At 70.2% G+C, this 18,170-nt stretch carries 15 protein-coding genes; all 15 read right to left on the minus strand.

The annotated features are described in order from the left end of the window. Positions 1-3: 3 nt before the first annotated feature. The 15 genes from ASE25_RS14645 to ASE25_RS14715 all read right to left on the minus strand — a co-directional run bounded on the left by ASE25_RS14645 (position 4) and on the right by ASE25_RS14715 (position 18,126). Positions 4-1,185, minus strand: coding sequence for an alanine racemase (locus ASE25_RS14645; protein WP_056826642.1), 1,182 nt, complete (start codon positions 1,183-1,185; stop codon positions 4-6). Positions 1,186-1,268: 83 nt separating this feature from the next. Then, a complete protein-coding gene (locus tag ASE25_RS14650) occupies positions 1,269-2,288 on the minus strand; it encodes a polyprenyl synthetase family protein (RefSeq protein ID WP_056781508.1) in 1,020 nt (339 codons plus the stop codon). A gap of 46 nt (positions 2,289-2,334) precedes the next feature. Then, on the minus strand, positions 2,335-3,948 hold the full coding sequence (gene nuoN, locus ASE25_RS14655; RefSeq protein ID WP_056826370.1) for an NADH-quinone oxidoreductase subunit NuoN: 1,614 nt from the start codon (positions 3,946-3,948) through the stop codon (positions 2,335-2,337). Further along, positions 3,945-5,546 carry an NADH-quinone oxidoreductase subunit M gene (locus ASE25_RS14660; protein WP_056826372.1) on the minus strand — a complete coding sequence of 534 codons (1,602 nt, stop codon included), beginning with the start codon at positions 5,544-5,546 and terminating at the stop codon, positions 3,945-3,947. Before ASE25_RS14660 ends, nuoN begins: the two co-directional genes overlap by 4 nt. Before the next feature lie 8 nt (positions 5,547-5,554). Then, entirely contained in the window at positions 5,555-7,540 is a 1,986-nt protein-coding gene (nuoL, locus tag ASE25_RS14665; RefSeq protein ID WP_056826374.1) for an NADH-quinone oxidoreductase subunit L, read from the minus strand. Between the two features lie 15 nt (positions 7,541-7,555). Continuing rightward, positions 7,556-7,846: an NADH-quinone oxidoreductase subunit NuoK gene (gene nuoK, locus ASE25_RS14670; RefSeq protein ID WP_369791903.1), complete on the minus strand. Its 291-nt coding sequence runs from the start codon at positions 7,844-7,846 to the stop codon at positions 7,556-7,558. A gap of 5 nt (positions 7,847-7,851) precedes the next feature. Continuing rightward, entirely contained in the window at positions 7,852-8,640 is a 789-nt protein-coding gene (locus ASE25_RS14675) for an NADH-quinone oxidoreductase subunit J (protein WP_056826375.1), read from the minus strand. After that, complete coding sequence (gene nuoI, locus ASE25_RS14680) at positions 8,637-9,446, minus strand: NADH-quinone oxidoreductase subunit NuoI (protein WP_082622891.1); 810 nt, start codon at positions 9,444-9,446, stop codon at positions 8,637-8,639. The genes ASE25_RS14675 and nuoI overlap by 4 nt, the downstream gene beginning before the upstream one ends. Continuing rightward, complete coding sequence (gene nuoH, locus ASE25_RS14685) at positions 9,439-10,860, minus strand: NADH-quinone oxidoreductase subunit NuoH (RefSeq protein WP_056781521.1); 1,422 nt, start codon at positions 10,858-10,860, stop codon at positions 9,439-9,441. Before nuoH ends, nuoI begins: the two co-directional genes overlap by 8 nt. Next, positions 10,857-13,322, minus strand: a complete 2,466-nt coding sequence (locus ASE25_RS14690; RefSeq protein WP_056826377.1) for an NADH-quinone oxidoreductase subunit G — start codon at positions 13,320-13,322, stop codon at positions 10,857-10,859. Before ASE25_RS14690 ends, nuoH begins: the two co-directional genes overlap by 4 nt. Then, positions 13,319-14,650, minus strand: coding sequence for an NADH-quinone oxidoreductase subunit NuoF (gene nuoF / locus ASE25_RS14695; RefSeq protein ID WP_056781526.1), 1,332 nt, complete (start codon positions 14,648-14,650; stop codon positions 13,319-13,321). Before nuoF ends, ASE25_RS14690 begins: the two co-directional genes overlap by 4 nt. Further along, the gene (gene nuoE / locus ASE25_RS14700; RefSeq protein WP_056781529.1) at positions 14,647-15,408 is read right to left on the minus strand and encodes an NADH-quinone oxidoreductase subunit NuoE; all 762 of its coding nucleotides are present in this window, start codon (positions 15,406-15,408) and stop codon (positions 14,647-14,649) included. The genes nuoF and nuoE overlap by 4 nt, the downstream gene beginning before the upstream one ends. Further along, positions 15,405-16,793, minus strand: coding sequence for an NADH-quinone oxidoreductase subunit D (locus ASE25_RS14705; RefSeq protein ID WP_056781533.1), 1,389 nt, complete (start codon positions 16,791-16,793; stop codon positions 15,405-15,407). The genes nuoE and ASE25_RS14705 overlap by 4 nt, the downstream gene beginning before the upstream one ends. Beyond that, entirely contained in the window at positions 16,793-17,575 is a 783-nt protein-coding gene (locus ASE25_RS14710) for an NADH-quinone oxidoreductase subunit C (RefSeq protein WP_056781538.1), read from the minus strand. Before ASE25_RS14710 ends, ASE25_RS14705 begins: the two co-directional genes overlap by 1 nt. Further along, positions 17,572-18,126 (minus strand): NADH-quinone oxidoreductase subunit B family protein, encoded by a 555-nt coding sequence (locus ASE25_RS14715; RefSeq protein WP_056826380.1) that lies wholly within the window; start codon positions 18,124-18,126, stop codon positions 17,572-17,574. The genes ASE25_RS14710 and ASE25_RS14715 overlap by 4 nt, the downstream gene beginning before the upstream one ends. Positions 18,127-18,170 lie beyond the last annotated feature (44 nt).

Below are 18,170 nucleotides of genomic sequence, written 5' to 3' on the forward strand. Positions count from 1 at the left end.
CTGTCAGCCAAAACACTGCCCTTCCCCACGATAGGTCGCGGCCCGTCCGACGACCCGGTCGCCTCCGTCGCTGCTGACGAGCGCGAACTCCGTGAAGCGCTCGGCCAGCTCCCCTGCCTTGGCGTGCCGGAACCATATCCGATCACCCAGTGAGAGCCGGTCGGCGCCCGGACCCTCGAGAGGCGTCTGCACCTCGCCCGCCCCCTCCCGCCGGAGCAGCGCGACCTCGTGCTCGGGCAGCGGGCTCGGCACGCGGGACCACCCGGGCGGCCCCGACGCGACGTAACCGCCGCCGTATGCCGTCACCATCCCTGCGCCGGGCCGGCGCACCACCGGGGCGGCGAAGTAGGCGGCCGGACGCAGCGACAGCGCGTCGTAGCCGTCGAAGAGGGTCGGCGCGAAGAGACCCGACCCCGCAGCGAGCTCGGTGAGCGACGGGTCGTGGTGCGTGACGTGCAGGCTGCCGGTCCCACCGCCGTTGACGAGCTCGAGGTCGGCGAGGGCGCGCGCGGCCGCGACGACCTCGGCCCGGCGGGTGCGCAGCTCGGCGTCGGACGCCTTCTTCATCCGGCGCACGACGGGCGAGGAGTCGGGCAGACCGGCGATCTGGGCGTCGTAGAACATGAGGCCGGCGACGACGAGGCCCCGCTCCTGGGCCCGACGGATGACCGCCTCGACGTCGGCCGGCGTGCGGGTGGGTGACCGGCGGACCCCCATGTGTGCGGGGCCGACCCGGAGCGACGCGTCGACGTCGATCGCCACGCGCAGACCCTCGTGGCCGGGCACCTCGCGGGCGATGAAGTCGACGTGCTCGACGCTGTCGACCATGACGACGACGGCCCGGGTCAGGGCGGGGTCGGCAGCGAGCTCGGCCAGAGCGGGGACGTCGACGCTCGGGTAGGCGACGAGGAGGTTGTCGTGACCGTCGCGGGCCCACCAGAGGGCCTCGCGCACGGCGTAGCACATCAGGCCCTCGAAGCCGCCGCGCCCGAGGGCCCGCTCGATGAGGGGTCTGCTGCGCAGCGACTTCGTCGCGATGCGGATCGGCACGCCCGCGGCGAGGTCGACGAGGGTCGCGGCGTTGGCGTCGAAGGCGTCGAGGTCGACGACGGCGAGCGGGCCGTGCAGGTCGGCGGTCGCCGCCGAGAGGCGCGCCGCGACGGGCGGCGACAGGCGGCGATGCATGGTCTGCACCCTACCCAGCGTCACCCCACCCCGTGACCCCCCGATCTCACTCGAGTTGGGGTGAGGGTGGTCGCGAGGGGACGTCAGCCGACGCGGTCGACGACGCTCATCGCCAGAGCCTGTAAGGCTGCCTTGGCGTCGCTGTCGGGCAGCGGGTCGAGCAGGGCCTGCGCCTCGCGGGCGACGGCATACGTCTCGTCGCGCGCGACCGCGAGGGCCGGGTGGGCCCGGAGGAGCCCGAGGGCCTCCGCCAGGGCCGCGTCGTCGTCGGTGAGGTCACCGTCGAGGAGCTCGAGCAGACGTGCGTCCGACGCATCGGCGGGATCGGCCGTGGCGCGAAACCGCAGCACGGCCAGGGTGTCGACGCCCTCGCGCAGGTCGGTGCCGGGGATCTTGCCGCTGTCGTCGGCGTCGGACGCGATGTCGATGAGGTCGTCGGCGAGCTGGAAGGCGATGCCGAGCTTCTCGCCGTAGGAGCGCATGATCTCGACCGACTCGGGCGAGCCGCCGCTGAACATGACGCCGTAGCGTCCGGCCGTCGCGATGAGCACGCCGGTCTTGTCGGCGAGGACACCGAGGTAGTAGTCGACCGGGTCGACGCCCTCGGGGCAGGGACGGTCGTCGCGGATCTGCCCGTTGCAGAGGCGGACGAACGTCTGGGCCTGGATGAGAACGGCCTCGGCGCCGAGACCCGCGACGAGCTCGGACGCCTTGCCGAAGAGCAGGTCGCCCACGAGGATCGCCGTCGAGTTGTCGTAGGCCGCGTTGACCGACGCGACACCACGCCGCACGCTCGCCTCGTCCATGACGTCGTCGTGGTACAGCGAGGCGAGGTGGGTCAGCTCGACACCTGCCGCAGCCGCGACGACGTCGTCGTTGATGCCCTCACCGAGCTCGGCCGCGAGGAGCGTCAGCAGCGGCCGGAACCGCTTGCCGCCCGCCGCGACGAGGTGCCCCGACGCGGCCGCGATGAACGGGTCGTCGTGGTCGACGACCTGCGTCAGCAGGGCGTCGACCCGGGCCAGGCCGTCACGCAGGCGTGCCGACAGGTCCGCAGTCGCCCCGGGGATCCCGAGGACCGGCGGGGTGGCGTGCGTCGTCATCGAGCCCCGTGACCGGACGGACGACCCTGCAGCCGTGGCTGAGCCGTCATCGGACGAACTGCGAGGCGCGGTCGGCCAGGTCGAGCAGCGCCGACGGCAGGACGCCGAGGGCGAGCGTGGCCAGGGTGCCGATGGCGATCGAGAACGTCGTCGAGACCGACGGGATGACGACCTCGACGGCGTCGTCGGGGGCGTCGCTGAAGAACATCAGGACGATGACCCGGGCGTAGACGAAGACCGTGATCGCGCTGCACAGGACACCGACGATCGCCAGGACCGTGCCGGTCGCGCCACCCGTGCCGATCGCCGCCGAGAAGACGCCGAACTTCGAGACGAAGCCCGAGGTCAGCGGGATGCCGGCGAAGGCGAGCATGAGGAAGGCGAACGCGCCGGCCACGACCGGGTAGCGCTTGCCGAGGCCGGCCCACTGCGACAGGTGCGTGGCCTCGGCGCCGTTCTGGCGCACGAGCGAGACGATGGCGAAGGCCGCGATCGTCGAGAAGCCGTAGGCGACGATGTAGAAGAGCACCGCGCCGACGCCCTTGCGGTCGAAGGCGAGGACACCGACGAGGATGAAGCCCGCGTGCGCGATCGAGGAGTAGGCGAGCAGGCGCTTCATGTCAGTCTGCGTCACCGACAGCACCGAACCGACGACCATGGTGAGCAGGGCGACGAGGACGAGCGCGTTGGTCCACTCCCAGCGGCCGGTGTCGAGGCCGACGTAGCCGAGGCGCAGGATCGCGCCGAACGCGGCGGCCTTGGTGCACGCGGCCATGAAGCCGGTGACCGGCGTCGGAGCGCCCTGGTAGACGTCGGGCGTCCACGCGTGGAACGGCACCGCGCCGACCTTGAAGAGGAGTCCGACGAAGACGAGGAACGCACCGGGCACCAGCAGGCCGTTCATCGCGAGCGGTCCGGCCGCGATCGCCTTGGACAGGTCACCGAAGTAGACCGAGCCGGCGTAGCCGTAGAGCAGGGCCGTGCCGAAGAGGAAGAAGGCCGAGCTGAAGGCACCGAGCAGGAAGTACTTCAGGGACGCCTCCTGCGAGAGGAGGCGGCGACGACGCGCCAGGCCCGAGAGGATGTAGAGCGGCAGCGAGAGCACCTCGAGGGCGACGAACATGCCGATGAGGTCGTTCGTCGTCGGGAAGAGCATCATGCCGAAGATCGCGAACATCGTCAGCGGGAAGACCTCGGACGTCAGCGCGCCCGCGCGGGCCGCCGCCGTCTCGGTGGCCGAGCCCGGCGTCGACGCACCGCTCGGGGTGAAGGCGTCGGGACCGACGCCGCCGAACCGCTCGGCCATCGTCAGGACGCCCAGGACACCCAGGAGCAGGATCGTGGCCTGCATGAACAGGGCCGGTCCGTCGATGGCCAGGGCGAAGAGCTGGCGGTTGGTCGAGCCGTCCGTCAGACCCATCGTCAGGCCCTGGTGCTTGGCCGCGAGGATGATCGCCGCGGCGGCCGCGAGCAGGCCCGCGACGGCGAGCGTCACCTGGATGGCGTGGCGACGCTCCCGCGAGGCGAACGCCTCGACGAGGACGCCGATGAGCGCCGTGCCGAAGACGATGAGCAACGGCAGGATCGCGAGGTAGTCGACGTTCGACTGCTGGAACGCTGCGGGAAGCGTGGGCAGCGCCAGCGGAGCGACGGCGGTCACTTCGAGCTCCCTTCGGCCACGGTGCCGGCCGGGTTGAGGTTCGGAACGGCTTGCTGGACGTGCGACAAGGTCTTGTCGACGGCCGGGTTGATCACGTTCAACGCGAGGTTCGGCAGGAAGCCGAGCACGACGAAGGCGGCGATCAACGGGGCGGCGACGAGCTTCTCGCGCGTCGTCAGGTCACGCACGGCGGTGAGGCCGCGACGGCCGCGCTCGTCGAGCCGGTCGTGCTCGCGCTCGCCCACGAGGCCCTCGGGCTTCGGGCCGGTCATGACCTTCTTGTACATGAGCAGGATGTAGAGCGCGGCGAGGATGATGCCGGACGTCGCGATGACCGTGGCCACCGGCTGCGTGGAGAAGCTGCCGACGAGCACGAGGAACTCCGAGACGAAGCTCGACAGGCCCGGGAGGGCCAGACCTGACAGGCCCGCGACGAGGAAGATGCCCGCGAGCGCAGGGGTGATGCGCTGCCACCCACCGAAGTCGGGGATGCGCTTGCTCCCCCTGCGCCGGACGAGCATCGCGGCGAAGAGGAACAGCGCCGCCGTCGAGAAGCCGTGGTTGACCATGTAGAGCGTCGAGCCGCCCTGGCCCACCGTCGTGAAGGCGAAGATCCCCAGCACGATGAAGCCGAAGTGGCTCACCGAGGTGTAGGACACGAGGCGCATCATGTCGGTCTGGCCGATCGCGAGGAGCGCACCGTAGATGACCGAGAGCACCGCGAGGGCCACGACGACGGGCGTCGCCCACGTGCTCGCCTCCGGGAAGAGCTGGAGGCAGAAGCGGATCATCCCGAACGTGCCGACCTTGTCGAGCACGCCGACGAGCAGCGTCGCCGTCGCGGGCGAGGACTCGGTGGCGGCGTCGGGCAGCCACGTGTGGAACGGCACCATCGGCGCCTTCACCGCGAAGGCGAAGAAGAAGCCGACGAAGAGCAGCCGCTCGGTGGTCGGGTCGAGCGAGAGACCCGTGAGGCGCTCGATGAGGAAGCCGTCGGTGCCGCCGGGGCCCTGCAGGTAGAGGGCGATGACGGCGACGAGCATGATGAGCCCGCCGGCCAGCGAGAAGAGGAGGAACTTCATCGCGGCGTACTGCCGGCGCGGCCCGCCGAAGCGGCCGATGAGGAAGTAGACCGGGATGAGCATGGCCTCGAAGAAGACGTAGAAGAGGAACACGTCGGTGGCGGCGAACACCCCGACCATGAACGTCTCGAGCACGAGGATGAGCGCGAAGTACGTCTTGACCCGCTGGCCGCCCCGGGGGCCAGCCTCCTCGGGCACGTCGTGCCAGGCGGCGAGCAGGCAGATCGGGGTCAGCACGAGCGCCATGAGGATGAGCACGAGCGCGATGCCGTCGACGCCGAGCGAGTAGCTGACGCCGAACTGCGGGATCCACGAGTGCTGCTCACCGAGCTGGAACTGCTTGCCGGAGGCACGGTCGAACTGCGTCGCGGCGATGATGCCGACGACGAGCGTGACGACGGAGAACCCGATCGCCATCCGCTTGGCGTTCTCGGCGCTCCCCGGCACGAAGGCGACGACGAGCGCGCCCACGAGAGGGATGAGGCCGAGGATCGTCAGCCAGGGGACGGTGGACATTGCGGTCATCAGGACATCACCCAAAGAGCACCGAGGATGGCGACGACACCAGCGAGCATCGTCAGGGCATAGGAGCGCGCGAAGCCGTTCTGCAGCTTGCGCAGGCGGGAGCTCGTCCCGCCGACGAGGGCGGCGAGGCCACCGGCCGCACCGTCCACGCCCTTGCTGTCGGCGAAGACGAGCGAGCGCGTGAGGTGGATGCCGGGCCGCATGAGGAGGGCCTCGTTGACCTGGTCCTGGTAGAGGTCCTTGCGCGCCGCCTGCGTGATCAGCGAGCCCGCCGGGGCCGTGACCGGCACCTCGTCACGCCAGTAGCGCAGCCACGCCAAGGCGCCACCGGCGGCGACGAGGACGAGCGTCAGGGCCATGAGGACCGGCACCGGGATGACCGGGTGGGCGCCCTCGGGCTCGGCGCCGGTGACCGGCTCGAGCCAGGAGGTGAAGAGTCCCGTCGGGCCGAGGATCAGACCGAGGAAGGCGGAGCCCACCGCGAGGACGATCATCGGGACCGTCATGAGCTTGCCCGACTCGTGCGGGTGCACGTCGTCGGTCCAGCGCTTCTTGCCGTGGAAGGTCATGAAGAACAGGCGCGACATGTAGAAGGCCGTGATGCCGGCACCGAGGAGGGCGGCCAGACCGAAGACCCACGGGCGCCAGCCCTCGCCGATGAAGGCGGCCTCGATGATCTTGTCCTTGGACCAGAAGCCCGAGAACGGGGGCACGCCGAGGATGGCGAGCCAGCCGACGGCGAACGTCGCCCACGTGATCTTCATGGCGCCGGACAGGCCGCCGAAGCGGCGCATGTCGACCTGGTCGTTCATGCCGTGCATGACCGACCCGGCCCCGAGGAACATCCCGGCCTTGAAGAACCCGTGCATGAGCAGGTGGAAGATCGCGAACGCGTAGCCGACCGGGCCGAGGCCTGCGGCGAGCATCATGTAGCCGATCTGGCTCATCGTCGAGGCCGCGAGGGCCTTCTTGATGTCGTCCTTGGCGCAACCGACGATCGCACCGAAGAGCAGCGTGATCGCGCCGACGATGACGACGACGAGCTGGGCCGTGGGCGCCGCCTCGAAGATCGGCGCCGAGCGCACGACGAGGTAGACGCCGGCGGTGACCATGGTCGCGGCGTGGATGAGCGCCGAGACCGGCGTCGGGCCGGCCATGGCGTCACCGAGCCAGCTCTGGAGCGGGAACTGCGCCGACTTGCCGCAGGCGCCGAGCAGGAGCATCAGGCCGATGGCCGTCATGAAGCCCTGGTTGGCGTTGCTGCCGGCCGCGCCGAGCACCGTCGCGAAGTCGACCGCACCGAAGTGGAAGAACATCACGATGATCGCGATGGACAGACCGAAGTCACCGACGCGGTTGGCGACGAACGCCTTGTTGGCCGCGGTCGCGTAGGCCGGGTTGTAGTTCCAGAAGCCGATGAGCAGGTAGCTCGCGAGGCCGACGCCCTCCCAGCCGACGTAGAGCAGCAGGTAGGAGTTGGCGAGGACGAGCAGCAGCATCGCCGCGACGAACAGGTTGAGGTAGGCGAAGAAGCGCCGCTTGTCGGCGTCGTGCTCCATGTACCCGATCGAGTAGACGTGGATGAGCGAGCCGACGAAGGTGATGAGCAGGACGAAGACCATGGACAGCTGGTCGACGAGCAGCCCCGCGCTCACCTTGAACGAGCCGGCGGCGATCCAGTCGAAGAGGTTGATGCCGACGGCGCGGTCCTCGGCACCACGGCCGAGCATCGCGAGGAAGACGAGCGCGCCGACGACGAACGCGCCCCAGGAGAGGGCGGTCGCGAGCACGGGCCCGAACCTGTCGGTGCGGCGGCCGCCGAGGAGAAGCACGGCGGCACCGAGCAGCGGCAGCGCGACGAGCAGCCACGCGTATGCCGTCACCCCGGTGGCGGCGTGCGCCTCACCTTCGTGCGTGGCGAGGCCCGCGGCATACGTGCTCAGCGTGCTCGACGAGCTCGCGAGCGTCTGGACGAGAGTTCCCATTCTGGCCGGCGCTCCTTACAGCTTCAGCAGGTTGGCGTCGTCGACCGAGGCCGAGCGGCGGGCGCGGAAGATCGCCATGATGATGGCGAGTCCCACGACGACCTCCGCGGCTGCGACGACCATGACGAACAGGGCCATGACCTGCCCGTCGAGGGCGCCGTGCATCCGGGAGAAGGTGACGAGGGCGAGGTTCGTCGCGTTGAGCATGAGCTCGACGCCCATGAAGACGATGATCGCGTTGCGTCGCACCAGCACTGCAGCCGCGCCGATGGCGAAGAGCAGCACCGAGAGGTAGACGTAGTGCATCGGGCTCACTTGGACCGACCTTCCTCGATCTCGCGCTCCATGTGGCGCTCGACGTCCTTGAAGCCGTCGGTCGTCGCGACCTGGTCACGGGCCACGAGGACGCGCGAGACGGACAGGTCGCTCGGCGTGCCGTCGGGCAGCAGCGCCGGGGTGTCGACCGCGTTGTGGCGGGCATAGACACCCGGCGCGGGCAGGCCCGCGACGTTCTTGTTGTCGCGGACGCGCTTGGCGGCCCACTCGGCCTGCGTGATGCGCGGCGTCAGGCGCTCGCGGTGCGCGAGCACCATGGCGCCGAGGGCGGCCGTGATGAGCAGGGCCGAGGTGACCTCGAAGATCCAGACGTACTGGCCGAAGATCAGCTCGGCGAGGCCCGTCACGTTGCCGGTCTCGGCGTTGGACGAGACGAGCTTGTCCATCCCGGCCTGCACCGTCTGCTCGTCCATGACGACGCGGCCCAGCGAGAAGACGAGGATGCCGGCGAGACCGATGACGAGCAGCAGCGCAGCCCAGCGCTGACCCTTGATCGTCTCGACGATCGAGTCGGACGAGTCGACGCCGACGAGCATGAGGACGAAGAGGAAGAGCATCATCACGGCGCCGGTGTAGACGAAGATCTGCACGATCCCGAGGAAGTCGGCCTTCTGCATGATGTAGAAGACGCCGAGGATGCACATGACCAGGGCCATGCCGAGGGCGGCGTGGACGGCCTTCTTGGCGAAGAGCAGGCCCAGCGCGGCGAGGACCGCGATCGGGGCGAGCACCCAGAAGCCGACGGCTTCGGCGGTGGAGGTCACGGGTTGGCCCCTTCCCTGGTCTCGGCTGCGGTCGGGTGGGTGGAGTGCACGAGGTCATGGGCCCCGGGCACCGCCGCCCCGACGTTGCCGGGCCCACCGGCATACGCGTCGTCCTCGTCGTCGGCCGCGTCGCGGGCGTCGACGTAGGCGCGCTGCGCGGCGGTCGGCTCGCTCACCTTGCCCTGGTAGTAGTCGCGCTCCTCGAGCCCGTCGGACATCGGGAACGGCGTCTGGAGCATGCCGCTCTGGAGCGGGGCGAGCAGCTGGTCCTTGGTGAAGATCAGCTTGCCGCGGTCGTTGTCGGCGAGCTCGTAGAAGTTCGTCATCGTCAGGGCGCGCGTCGGGCACGCCTCGATGCACAGGCCGCAGAAGATGCAGCGCAGGTAGTTGATCTGGTAGACGCGGCCGTAGCGCTCGCCCGGGCTGAAGCGGCCCTTGCCACCCTGGTCGAGCGGGGTGTCGTCGTTGTCGGCACCCTCGACGAGGATCGCGTCGGCCGGGCAGGCCCACGCGCACAGCTCGCAGCCGATGCACTTCTCGAGGCCGTCCGGGTAGCGGTTGAGCTGGTGGCGACCGTGGAAGCGCGGCGCCGTGGGGCGCGGCTTCTCGGGGTACTCCTCGGTCGCGACCTTGCGGAACATCGTGGAGAACGACACCCCGAAACCGGCCACCGGCGCGAAGAGCTCGGACAGGAAGCCCTTGCTGCGGTCGTCCTGACCGGGTCGCTGGTCACGGGGCGCGCCGACCTCCGAGCCCCTGCCGGGGCTCTGGGGTGACACGTCCTTGCCGACGGTGTCGTCAGCCATGGTCCTCCTCCTTGACGGCGGTCGAGGTGCTCGAGGTGCCGGCGGTCGTGAGCACGGGCTCGCGGGATGCCGCCAGCTGGTGGCCCGACCGGGTCGGCTCGTTGAGGCGCTGACCCGGCAGCGGCGGGACGGGGTAGCCGTCCTCGAAGGGGTCGATCTCCTCCGGCGGGGTCACGTCCTCGGCAGCGGCACGGGCGGCGCGCTTGTCGTCCCAGATCCACGCCGCGGCGAGGGCGATGACGGCGACGATGCTGACGATGACGACGGTCGCGACGGACAGCTCGCGCCCGGCGAAGGTCAGCTTGCTGTCACCGAGGAAGCCGAGCTGCGCGCCGCGGATGAAGGCGACGGCCACGACCCAGGCCAGGGTGATCGGGATGAGGAACTTCCAGCCGAAGCGCATGAACTGGTCGTAGCGGACACGCGGCAGCGAGCCACGCAGCCAGACGAACATGAACATGAACAGCCACAGCTTGGCGGTGAACCACAGCAGGCCCCACCAACCGCCGCCGAACATGTTGTCGTTGATCGCCGAGATGAACGGCGGGGCCTGCCAGCCACCGAGGAAGAGCGTGGTGGCCAGGGCCGAGACGGTGAACATGTTGACGTACTCGCCGAGGAAGAACATCGCGAAGCGCATCGAGGAGTACTCGGTGTGGAAGCCACCGGTCAGCTCACCCTCGCCCTCGGCGAGGTCGAACGGCAGGCGGTTGGTCTCGCCGACCATGGTGATGACGTAGACGGCGAAGCTGAAGAACGCCGGGAGGATGTACCAGAGCGAGCTCTGCGCCGAGACGATCGCCGAGGTCGACATCGACCCGCTGTAGAGGAAGATCGCGACGAGCGAGAGTCCCATGGCGATCTCGTAGCTGATGACCTGGGCGGTCGAGCGCAGGCCACCGAGCAGCGGGTAGGTCGAGCCGGAGCTCCACCCGGCGAGGATGATGCCGTAGACGCCGACCGAGGCGACGGCGAGCACGAGCAGCACGGCGACGGGGACGTCGGTGACCTGCAGCGGCGTCTCGTGGCCGAACATCGAGACGGTGCCGCCGACCGGGATGATCGCGAACGACACGAAGGCCATCGTCGCGGCGAGCAGCGGCGCGAGGGTGTAGATGAGCTTCTCGGCGTTGGCCGGCGTGATGTCTTCCTTGAGCATCGACTTCATGCCGTCGGCGAGCGTCTGGAGCAGACCGAAGGGACCGTTGCGGTTCGGGCCCGGGCGCTGCTGCATGCGGCCGATGACGCGGCGCTCGAACCAGATGACGAGCAGCGTCGAGACGAGCAGGTAGACGAAGATGCCGACGGCCTTGATCAGGGCCACCCACCACGGGGTGTCGCTGAAGTCGGCCGTGGGGTTCTCGGACACGGGCAGCGTGGCTGCCACCCCGTATGCGGTCAGGCCGAGGCTCATGCCGCACCACCCTTCGTGACGTGGACGCGGCCACCGGCGGCGGTGCCGAGGCCCGAGCGGATCGAGCAGTCCTGGTGGGTCGAGTCGCTGGTGGAACGCGAGTTGGTCGGGACCCAGACGACGCCGTCGACCATCCCCTCGGTGACGACGGCGGGCAGCGTGACGCTGCCGGCCGGGCCGGAGACCGTGACGTGGTCGCCCTCGACGAGCCCGAGCCCGGCGGCCGAGGCCTCGGACAGACGGGCCACGGCGAGCGGTGCGGTGCCGGCGAGGAACGGCTCGCCGTCCTGCATGCGGCCGGCGTCGAGGAGCGTGGCCCAGCTCGACAGGACGAAGTCGCCGCTCCCGTCGGGGGCCGTCGCGACGCGCTGGCCGTCGGGGGCGCTCGTGGCTCGGGCGCCACCCCACGGGCCGAGGGCCTCGAACTGGGCGTGGATCTCGCGCTGGGTGCGGGTCTCGAGGAAGACGCCCATCTCGCTCGCGAGCATGTCGAGGGCGCGGTGGTCGCTGACCGCGTTGGTCTCGAGGGCCTCGTCGAAGGCGCGGACGCGGCCTTCCCAGTTGACGTAGGTGCCGGTCTTCTCGGACTGCGAGGCGACGGGCAGCACGACGTCGGCGACGGCCGTGACCGGCGACTCGCGCAGCTCGAGCGAGACGACGAACGCCTTCTCGAGCGCCGCGGCGGCGGCCGGGTCACCGAGGTCGGACGGGTCGACACCACCGACGACGAGGGCCGCGATGTCGCCGGCCGCAGCGGCCGCGACGATGCCGGCCGTGTCGCGGGCCGGGGTGGCCGGGACCTGGTCGAGGTCCCACACGCGGGCGACCTCGGCGCGCGCCGATGCGTCGGAGACCGGGCGTCCGCCTGGCAGGAGCGCACCGAGCGCACCGGCCTCGAGGGCACCGCGCTCCCCCGCCCGACGCGGCACCCACGCGAGGCGGGCACCGGTGGCGGCGGCGAGGTCGGCCGCGGCGCGCAGGGCACCGGGCGAGGTGGCGAGGCGCTCACCGACGAGCACGACGCCGCCGGCACCGAGGGCCTCGCGGGCCTTCGCGCCGAGCTCGGTCGAGCCGAGGTCGGTCAGGGCCGAGGCCTCGTGGCCGGGGACGGTCGGCAGCAGCGTGCCGCCCACCTTGGTCAGGCCGCGCGTCGGGTGGGACGCGACGGCATACACCTGCGTCCGGTGCTTGCGGAACGCCTTGCGCAGGCGCAGGAAGACGATCGGGCTCTCGTCCTCGGGCTCGAAGCCCACGAGCAGGACGGCCTTGGCGGCCTCGAGGTCGGCATACGTGACGGCGCCGCCATCGGGTCCCGTGGCGGCGACGTGCTCGGCGAGGAAGGCGACCTCCTCGGCCGAGTGCGGTCGCGCCCGGAAGTCGACGTCGTTGGTGCCGAGCACGACGCGCGCGAACTTGCCGTAGGCGTAGGCGTCCTCGGCGGACACGCGTCCACCGACGAGCACGCCGGCCTTGGTGCCGGCGAGACCGGCCGCCGCGGCAGCGAGGGCCTCGGGCCAGCCGACGACCTGCAGCTCGCCGTCGGCGTCACGGACCATGGGCAGCTCGACGCGGTCGGGCAGCGTGGCGTACGTGAACGCCCACCGGCCCTTGTCGCAGTTCCACTCCTCGTTGACGGCCTGGTCCTCGGCCGCCATCCGGCGCAGCACGACGCCGCGGCGGTGGTCGGTGCGGGTCGCGCAGCCGCTCGCGCAGTGCTCGCAGACCGACGGCGTCGACACGAGGTCGAAGGGCCGGCTGCGGAAGCGGTAGGCCGCACCGGTCAGCGCGCCGACCGGGCAGATCTGGACGGTGTTGCCCGAGAAGTAGCTCTCGAACGGCTTCTCCTCGTAGATGCCGATCTGCTGGAGCGCACCGCGCTCGACGAGCGCGATGAACGGGTCACCGGCGACCTGGTCGGAGAAGCGGGTGCAGCGGGCGCAGAGCACGCAGCGCTCGCGGTCGAGCAGGACCTGCGAGGAGATGTTGACCGGCTTGGGGTAGGTGCGCTTGACGTCGTCGAAGCGCGACACCGGGCGGCCGGCGCTCATCGCCTGGTTCTGCAGGGGGCACTCGCCGCCCTTGTCGCAGACCGGGCAGTCGAGCGGGTGGTTGATGAGGAGCAGCTCCATGACGCCCTGCTGCGCCTTGTCGGCGACCTTGGACGTGGCCTGCGTGTTGACGACCATGCCCTCGGACACCGTCATCGTGCACGAGGCCTGCGGCTTCGGCATGGGGCGGACGTTGCCCTCGCGGTCAGGCATCGCGACGTCGACGAGGCACTGGCGGCACGCCCCGACGGGGTCGAGCAGCGGGTGGTCGCAGAAGCGCGGGATCTCGACGCCGATCGTCTCGGCGGCGCGGATGACGAGCGTGCCCTTGGGGACGCTGACGGGAACGCCGTCGATCGTCAGGCTGACGTGGTCGGGCGCCGTGGGCGCCTTCGTCTCCGTCGTGGCGGTCATGCGGACACCATCCCGCTGGACTCCTTGGTCTGGACGTCGAAGAGGACCGACTTCTCGGGCGGGAAGAGCTCGTGGGCCGGCGTGTGCATGCCGGCCTCGAACTCCTCGCGGAAGTACTGCACGGCCGAGGTGATCGGGCTCGTGGCCGCGTCACCGAGGGCGCAGAAGCTGCGACCGAGGATGTTGTCGCAGATGTCGACGAGCTTGTCGATGTCGTCCTGCGTGCCCTGGCCGTTCTCGATGCGGTTCATGATCTGGCGCAGCCACCACGTGCCCTCGCGGCACGGCGTGCACTTGCCGCACGACTCGTGGGCGTAGAAGTCGGTCCAGCGGGCGACGGCGCGCACGACCGACACGGTCTCGTCGAAGACCTGCAGGGCACGCGTGCCGAGCATCGAGCCGGCCGCGGCGACCGAGTCGAAGTCGAGGGGCACGTCGAGGTGCTGGTCGGTGAAGATCGGCGTCGAGCTGCCACCCGGCGTCCAGAACTTCAGCTTCTTGCCGCCGCGCATGCCGCCGGCGAGGTCGATGAGCTCGCGCATCGTGATGCCGAGCGGGGCCTCGAACTGGCCCGGGTTGGCGACGTGGCCCGAGAGGCTGAAGATGCCGAAGCCCGTGGACTTCTCGGTGCCCATGCCCTTGAACCAGTCGGAGCCCTCGAGGATGATCCCGGGCACCGAGGCGATGGACTCGACGTTGTTGACCGACGTCGGGCGGGCGTAGAGACCGGCGGCACCGGGGAACGGCGGCTTGAGGCGCGGCTGGCCGCGGCGACCTTCGAGCGAGTCGAGCAGCGCCGTCTCCTCGCCGCAGATGTAGGCGCCGGCGCCGGCGTGCACGGTGATGTCGACCTTGACGCCCTTGCCACCGACGTTGTCGCCGAGGTAGCCCGCGGCACGGGCCTCCTCGACGGCGCGCAGCAGGCGGCGGTAGACGTGGACGACCTCACCGCGGAGGTAGATGAACGCGTGCTCGCAGCCGATGGCGTACGAGGAGATGGCCACCCCCTCGATGAGCGCGTGCGGGTTGGCCATCATGAGCGGCACGTCCTTGCACGTGCCCGGCTCGGACTCGTCGGCGTTGACGACGAGGTAGCGCGGGCCGCCGTCGGGCGGCGCCATGAACGACCACTTCATGCCGGTCGGGAAGCCGGCACCACCACGGCCACGGATGCTGGAGTCCTTGACGGCGTCGATGATCGCCTGCGGCTCCATGTCGAGCGCCTTGGTCAGGGCCTTGTAGCCGTCGTGGCGCTCGTAGGTCGCGAGGGTCCAGGACTGCGGGTCGTCCCAGAACTTCGTGAGGATCGGGGTCAGGGTGTCGGTCACTGCGATCCGTCCTTCCCGTCGGGCTGCGACGAGTGCGAGCCGTTGCTGCTGTTGGCACCAGGGGCGACCCAGCCGCGGTCGTTGGCGATCTTGAGACCGAGCAGGGACGCCGGACCGGCGCCCACGCCCTCGTCGGCGCGGCCGTCCTCGAAGCCCGCGAGGACCCGCGAGACCTCCTTGAACGTGCAGACCTTGGCGGCGCCGCGCGTCGGGGCGACGTCCTTGCCGGCGCGAAGGTCCTCGACGAGGCCGATCGTGCTCTCCGGCGTCTGGTTGTCGAAGAACTCCCAGTTGGCCATGACGACCGGCGCGTAGTCGCACGCGGCGTTGCACTCGACGCGCTCGAGGGTGATCCTGCCGTCGTCGGTCGTCTCGTCGTGGCCGATGCCGAGGTGCTCGGAGAGCCGGTCGAAGATGAGGTCGCCGCCCATGACCGCACACAGCGTGTTGGTGCAGACGCCGACGGTGTAGTCACCGTTGGGGTGGCGCTTGTACTGCGTGTAGAAGGTGGCGACACCGCTCACCTCGGCCTCGGTGAGGTCGAGCACCTCCGCGCAGAAGCTCACGCCTCGGCCCGCGACGTAACCGTCGACCGACTGCACGAGGTGCAGCAGCGGCAGCAGCGCCGAGCGCTTCTGCGGGTAGCGCGAGATGACCTCGGCGGCGTCGACGTGCAGCTTCTCGAGGACGTCGGCGGCATACGGCGCCTTGGACTCGGGGCTGACGTGCAGGTGGCCTGACGCGTCGTGACCGCTCAACGGTCCACACCTCCCATGACGGGGTCGATCGAGGCCACGGCGACGATGACGTCGGCGATCTGGCTGCCTTCGCACATCGCGGCCACGGCCTGCAGGTTGTTGAAGCTCGGGTCGCGGAAGTGGGCGCGGTAGGGGCGCGTGCCCCCGTCGGAGACGACGTGGCAGCCGAGCTCGCCCTTCGGCGACTCGATGGCGACGTAGGCCTGTCCAGCCGGCACGCGGAAACCCTCGGTGACGAGCTTGAAGTGGTGGATCAGGGACTCCATCGAGGTGCCCATGATCTCGCGGATGTGGTCGAGGCTGTTGCCGAGACCGTCGCTGCCGAGCGCGAGCTGCGCCGGCCAGGCGATCTTCTTGTCGGCCACCATGACCGGGCCCTCGTTCGCCTGGAGGCGGTCGGTCGCCTGCTCGATGATCTTCAGCGACTCGTACATCTCGTCGATGCGGATCCGCAGGCGGCCGTAGGCGTCCTGGCTCGTGCGGGTCTTGATCTCGAAGTCGTAGGTCTCGTAGCCGCAGTAGGGGTCGAGCTTGCGCAGGTCGTGCGGCAGGCCGGTCGAGCGGAGCACCGGGCCGGTGATGCCGAGCGCCATGCAGCCGGCGAGGTTGAGCACGCCGACGTCGACGGTGCGGCCCTTGAGGATGGGGTTCTCGTTGAGCAGCGCCTCGAGCTCGCCGAGACCACGGCGCACCTCTGGGACCATCTCGCGGAGCGCGTCGATGGCGCCGGGCGGCAGGTCCTGCGCCACACCGCCGGGGCGGATGTAGGCGTTGTTCATGCGCAGGCCCGTGATCATCTCGATGACGCGGAGCAGTCGCTCGCGCTCGCGGAAGGCGACGGTCATGACCGTCGTCGCGCCCATCTCCATGCCACCGGTGCCGAGGCAGATGAGGTGGCTGCTGATGCGCGTCATCTCCATCATGAGCACGCGGATGACGTTGGCCCGCTCGGGGATCTGGTCCGTGATGCCGAGGAGCTTCTCGATGGCGAGGCAGTAGGCCGCCTCCTGGAACATGGGCGTGAGGTAGTCCATGCGCGTGCAGAACGTGACGCCCTGCACCCAGGTGCGGTACTCCATGTTCTTCTCGATGCCGGTGTGGAGGTAGCCGATGCCCGCGCGGGCCTCGGTCACCGTCTCGCCGTCGATCTCGAGGATGAGGCGGAGCACGCCGTGCGTCGACGGGTGCTGCGGCCCCATGTTGACGACGATGCGCTCCTCGCCGAGCGAGGTGGCCTCGTCGACGAGGTCGTTCCAGTCGCCGCCGGCGGCGTTGAAGACGTGGGCGCCCTCGCTGGCCTGCTCGTCGGCCACGGACGTGGCGTAGACGTCGTTGGCGCCGGGCTCCGGCACCTCGGTCTGGGTGAACTCGGTGTGCGTGCTCATCAGTTGTACGACCTCCGCTGGTCCGGCGGCGGGACGGTGGCGCCCTTGTACTCGACGGGGATGCCGCCGAGGGGGTAGTCCTTCCGCTGCGGGTGGCCCGGCCAGTCGTCGGGCATGAGGATTCGGGTGAGGGCCGGGTGGCCGTCGAACTCGATGCCGAACATGTCCCACGTCTCGCGCTCGTGCCAGTCGTTGGCCGGGTAGACGGAGACGATCGACGGGATGTGGCGGTCGTCGTCGGGGCACGAGACCTCGACGCGGACCCGCCGGCCGCCGTGGGTGATCGACAGGAAGTGGTAGACCGCGTGCAGCTCCTCGCCGGTGCGGTTCGGGTAGTGCACGCCCGAGACGCCGGTGACGATCTCGAAGCGCAGCGACGCGTCGTCGCGCAGGACGCGGGCGACGGCCAGCAGGTGCTCGCGGCGGACGTGGATCGTCATCTCGCCCCGGTCGACGACGACGCGGTCGACGGCCTCGCCGTAGGAGGCCGTGCCGCCGACGAGGCCACGCTCGAGGTTGTCGGCGATCTCGTCGAAGTAGCCGCCGTAGGGGCGCTCCGAGGCGCCGGCGACGAGGATCGGGCGGACGAGGCCGGAGTAGCCGGTCGTGTCGGCGCCCTGGGTCGCCCCGAACATGCCGTGGCGCACGCCGACGACCTCGGGCTCGGTCGCGCCGCCCGTCTGGGCGAGCTCGATCTCGTGGGGCGTCAGGCCGGAGGCCTGGTCCTTGGTCGTGTCGGCGTTCACGGCGTTCGTGTCGTCCTTCTTCTCCCCGTCGCTCATGCGAGGAGACCCTTCATCTGGTGCGTCGGCGTCGCGGAGAGGGCCGCGACCTCGGCGGCCTTGGCCGCCTCCTCGCGGTTGACGCCGAGCGGCGAGGTCTCGATCTGGTGGTGCAGCTCGATGATCGCGTTGAGCAGCATCTGCGGGCGCGGCGGGCAGCCGGGCAGGTAGATGTCGACCGGGATGATGTGGTCGACGCCCTGGACGATCGCGTAGTTGTTGAACATGCCGCCCGAGCTGGCGCACACACCCATCGAGATGACCCACTTGGGGTTGGGCATCTGGTCGTAGACCTGGCGCACGACAGGGGCCATCTTCTGGCTGACGCGACCGGCGACGATCATGAGGTCGGCCTGGCGCGGGGTCGCCGAGAAGCGCTCCATGCCGAACCGGGCGATGTCGTAGTCGGGCGTGCCCACGGCCATCATCTCGATGGCGCAGCACGCGAGGCCGAACGTGGCCGGCCAGATCGAGGCCTTGCGCATGTAGCCGGCGAGACCCTCGACGGTCGAGAGCAGGAACCCGGCTGGGAGCTTCTCTTCGAGACCCATTGCTTACTCCTTAACCTTTCCTGACGAACCCGGTGGACGCGTAC

Source organism: Terrabacter sp. Root85 (assembly GCF_001429185.1).
Classification (GTDB): Bacteria; Actinomycetota; Actinomycetes; order Actinomycetales; family Dermatophilaceae; genus Terrabacter.

Coding starts and splice junctions, on each gene's coding strand:
- ASE25_RS14645 (WP_056826642.1), bottom strand. CDS start 1,185: ATGCATCGCCGCCTGTCGCCGCCCGTCGCGGCGCGCCTCTCGGCGGCG.
- ASE25_RS14650 (WP_056781508.1), bottom strand. CDS start 2,288: ATGACGACGCACGCCACCCCGCCGGTCCTCGGGATCCCCGGGGCGACT.
- ASE25_RS14660 (WP_056826372.1), bottom strand. CDS start 5,546: ATGTCCACCGTCCCCTGGCTGACGATCCTCGGCCTCATCCCTCTCGTG.
- nuoL (WP_056826374.1), bottom strand. CDS start 7,540: ATGGGAACTCTCGTCCAGACGCTCGCGAGCTCGTCGAGCACGCTGAGC.
- nuoK (WP_369791903.1), bottom strand. CDS start 7,846: ATGCACTACGTCTACCTCTCGGTGCTGCTCTTCGCCATCGGCGCGGCT.
- nuoI (WP_082622891.1), bottom strand. CDS start 9,446: ATGGCTGACGACACCGTCGGCAAGGACGTGTCACCCCAGAGCCCCGGC.
- nuoH (WP_056781521.1), bottom strand. CDS start 10,860: ATGAGCCTCGGCCTGACCGCATACGGGGTGGCAGCCACGCTGCCCGTG.
- ASE25_RS14690 (WP_056826377.1), bottom strand. CDS start 13,322: ATGACCGCCACGACGGAGACGAAGGCGCCCACGGCGCCCGACCACGTC.
- ASE25_RS14705 (WP_056781533.1), bottom strand. CDS start 16,793: ATGAGCACGCACACCGAGTTCACCCAGACCGAGGTGCCGGAGCCCGGC.
- ASE25_RS14710 (WP_056781538.1), bottom strand. CDS start 17,575: ATGAGCGACGGGGAGAAGAAGGACGACACGAACGCCGTGAACGCCGAC.
- ASE25_RS14715 (WP_056826380.1), bottom strand. CDS start 18,126: ATGGGTCTCGAAGAGAAGCTCCCAGCCGGGTTCCTGCTCTCGACCGTC.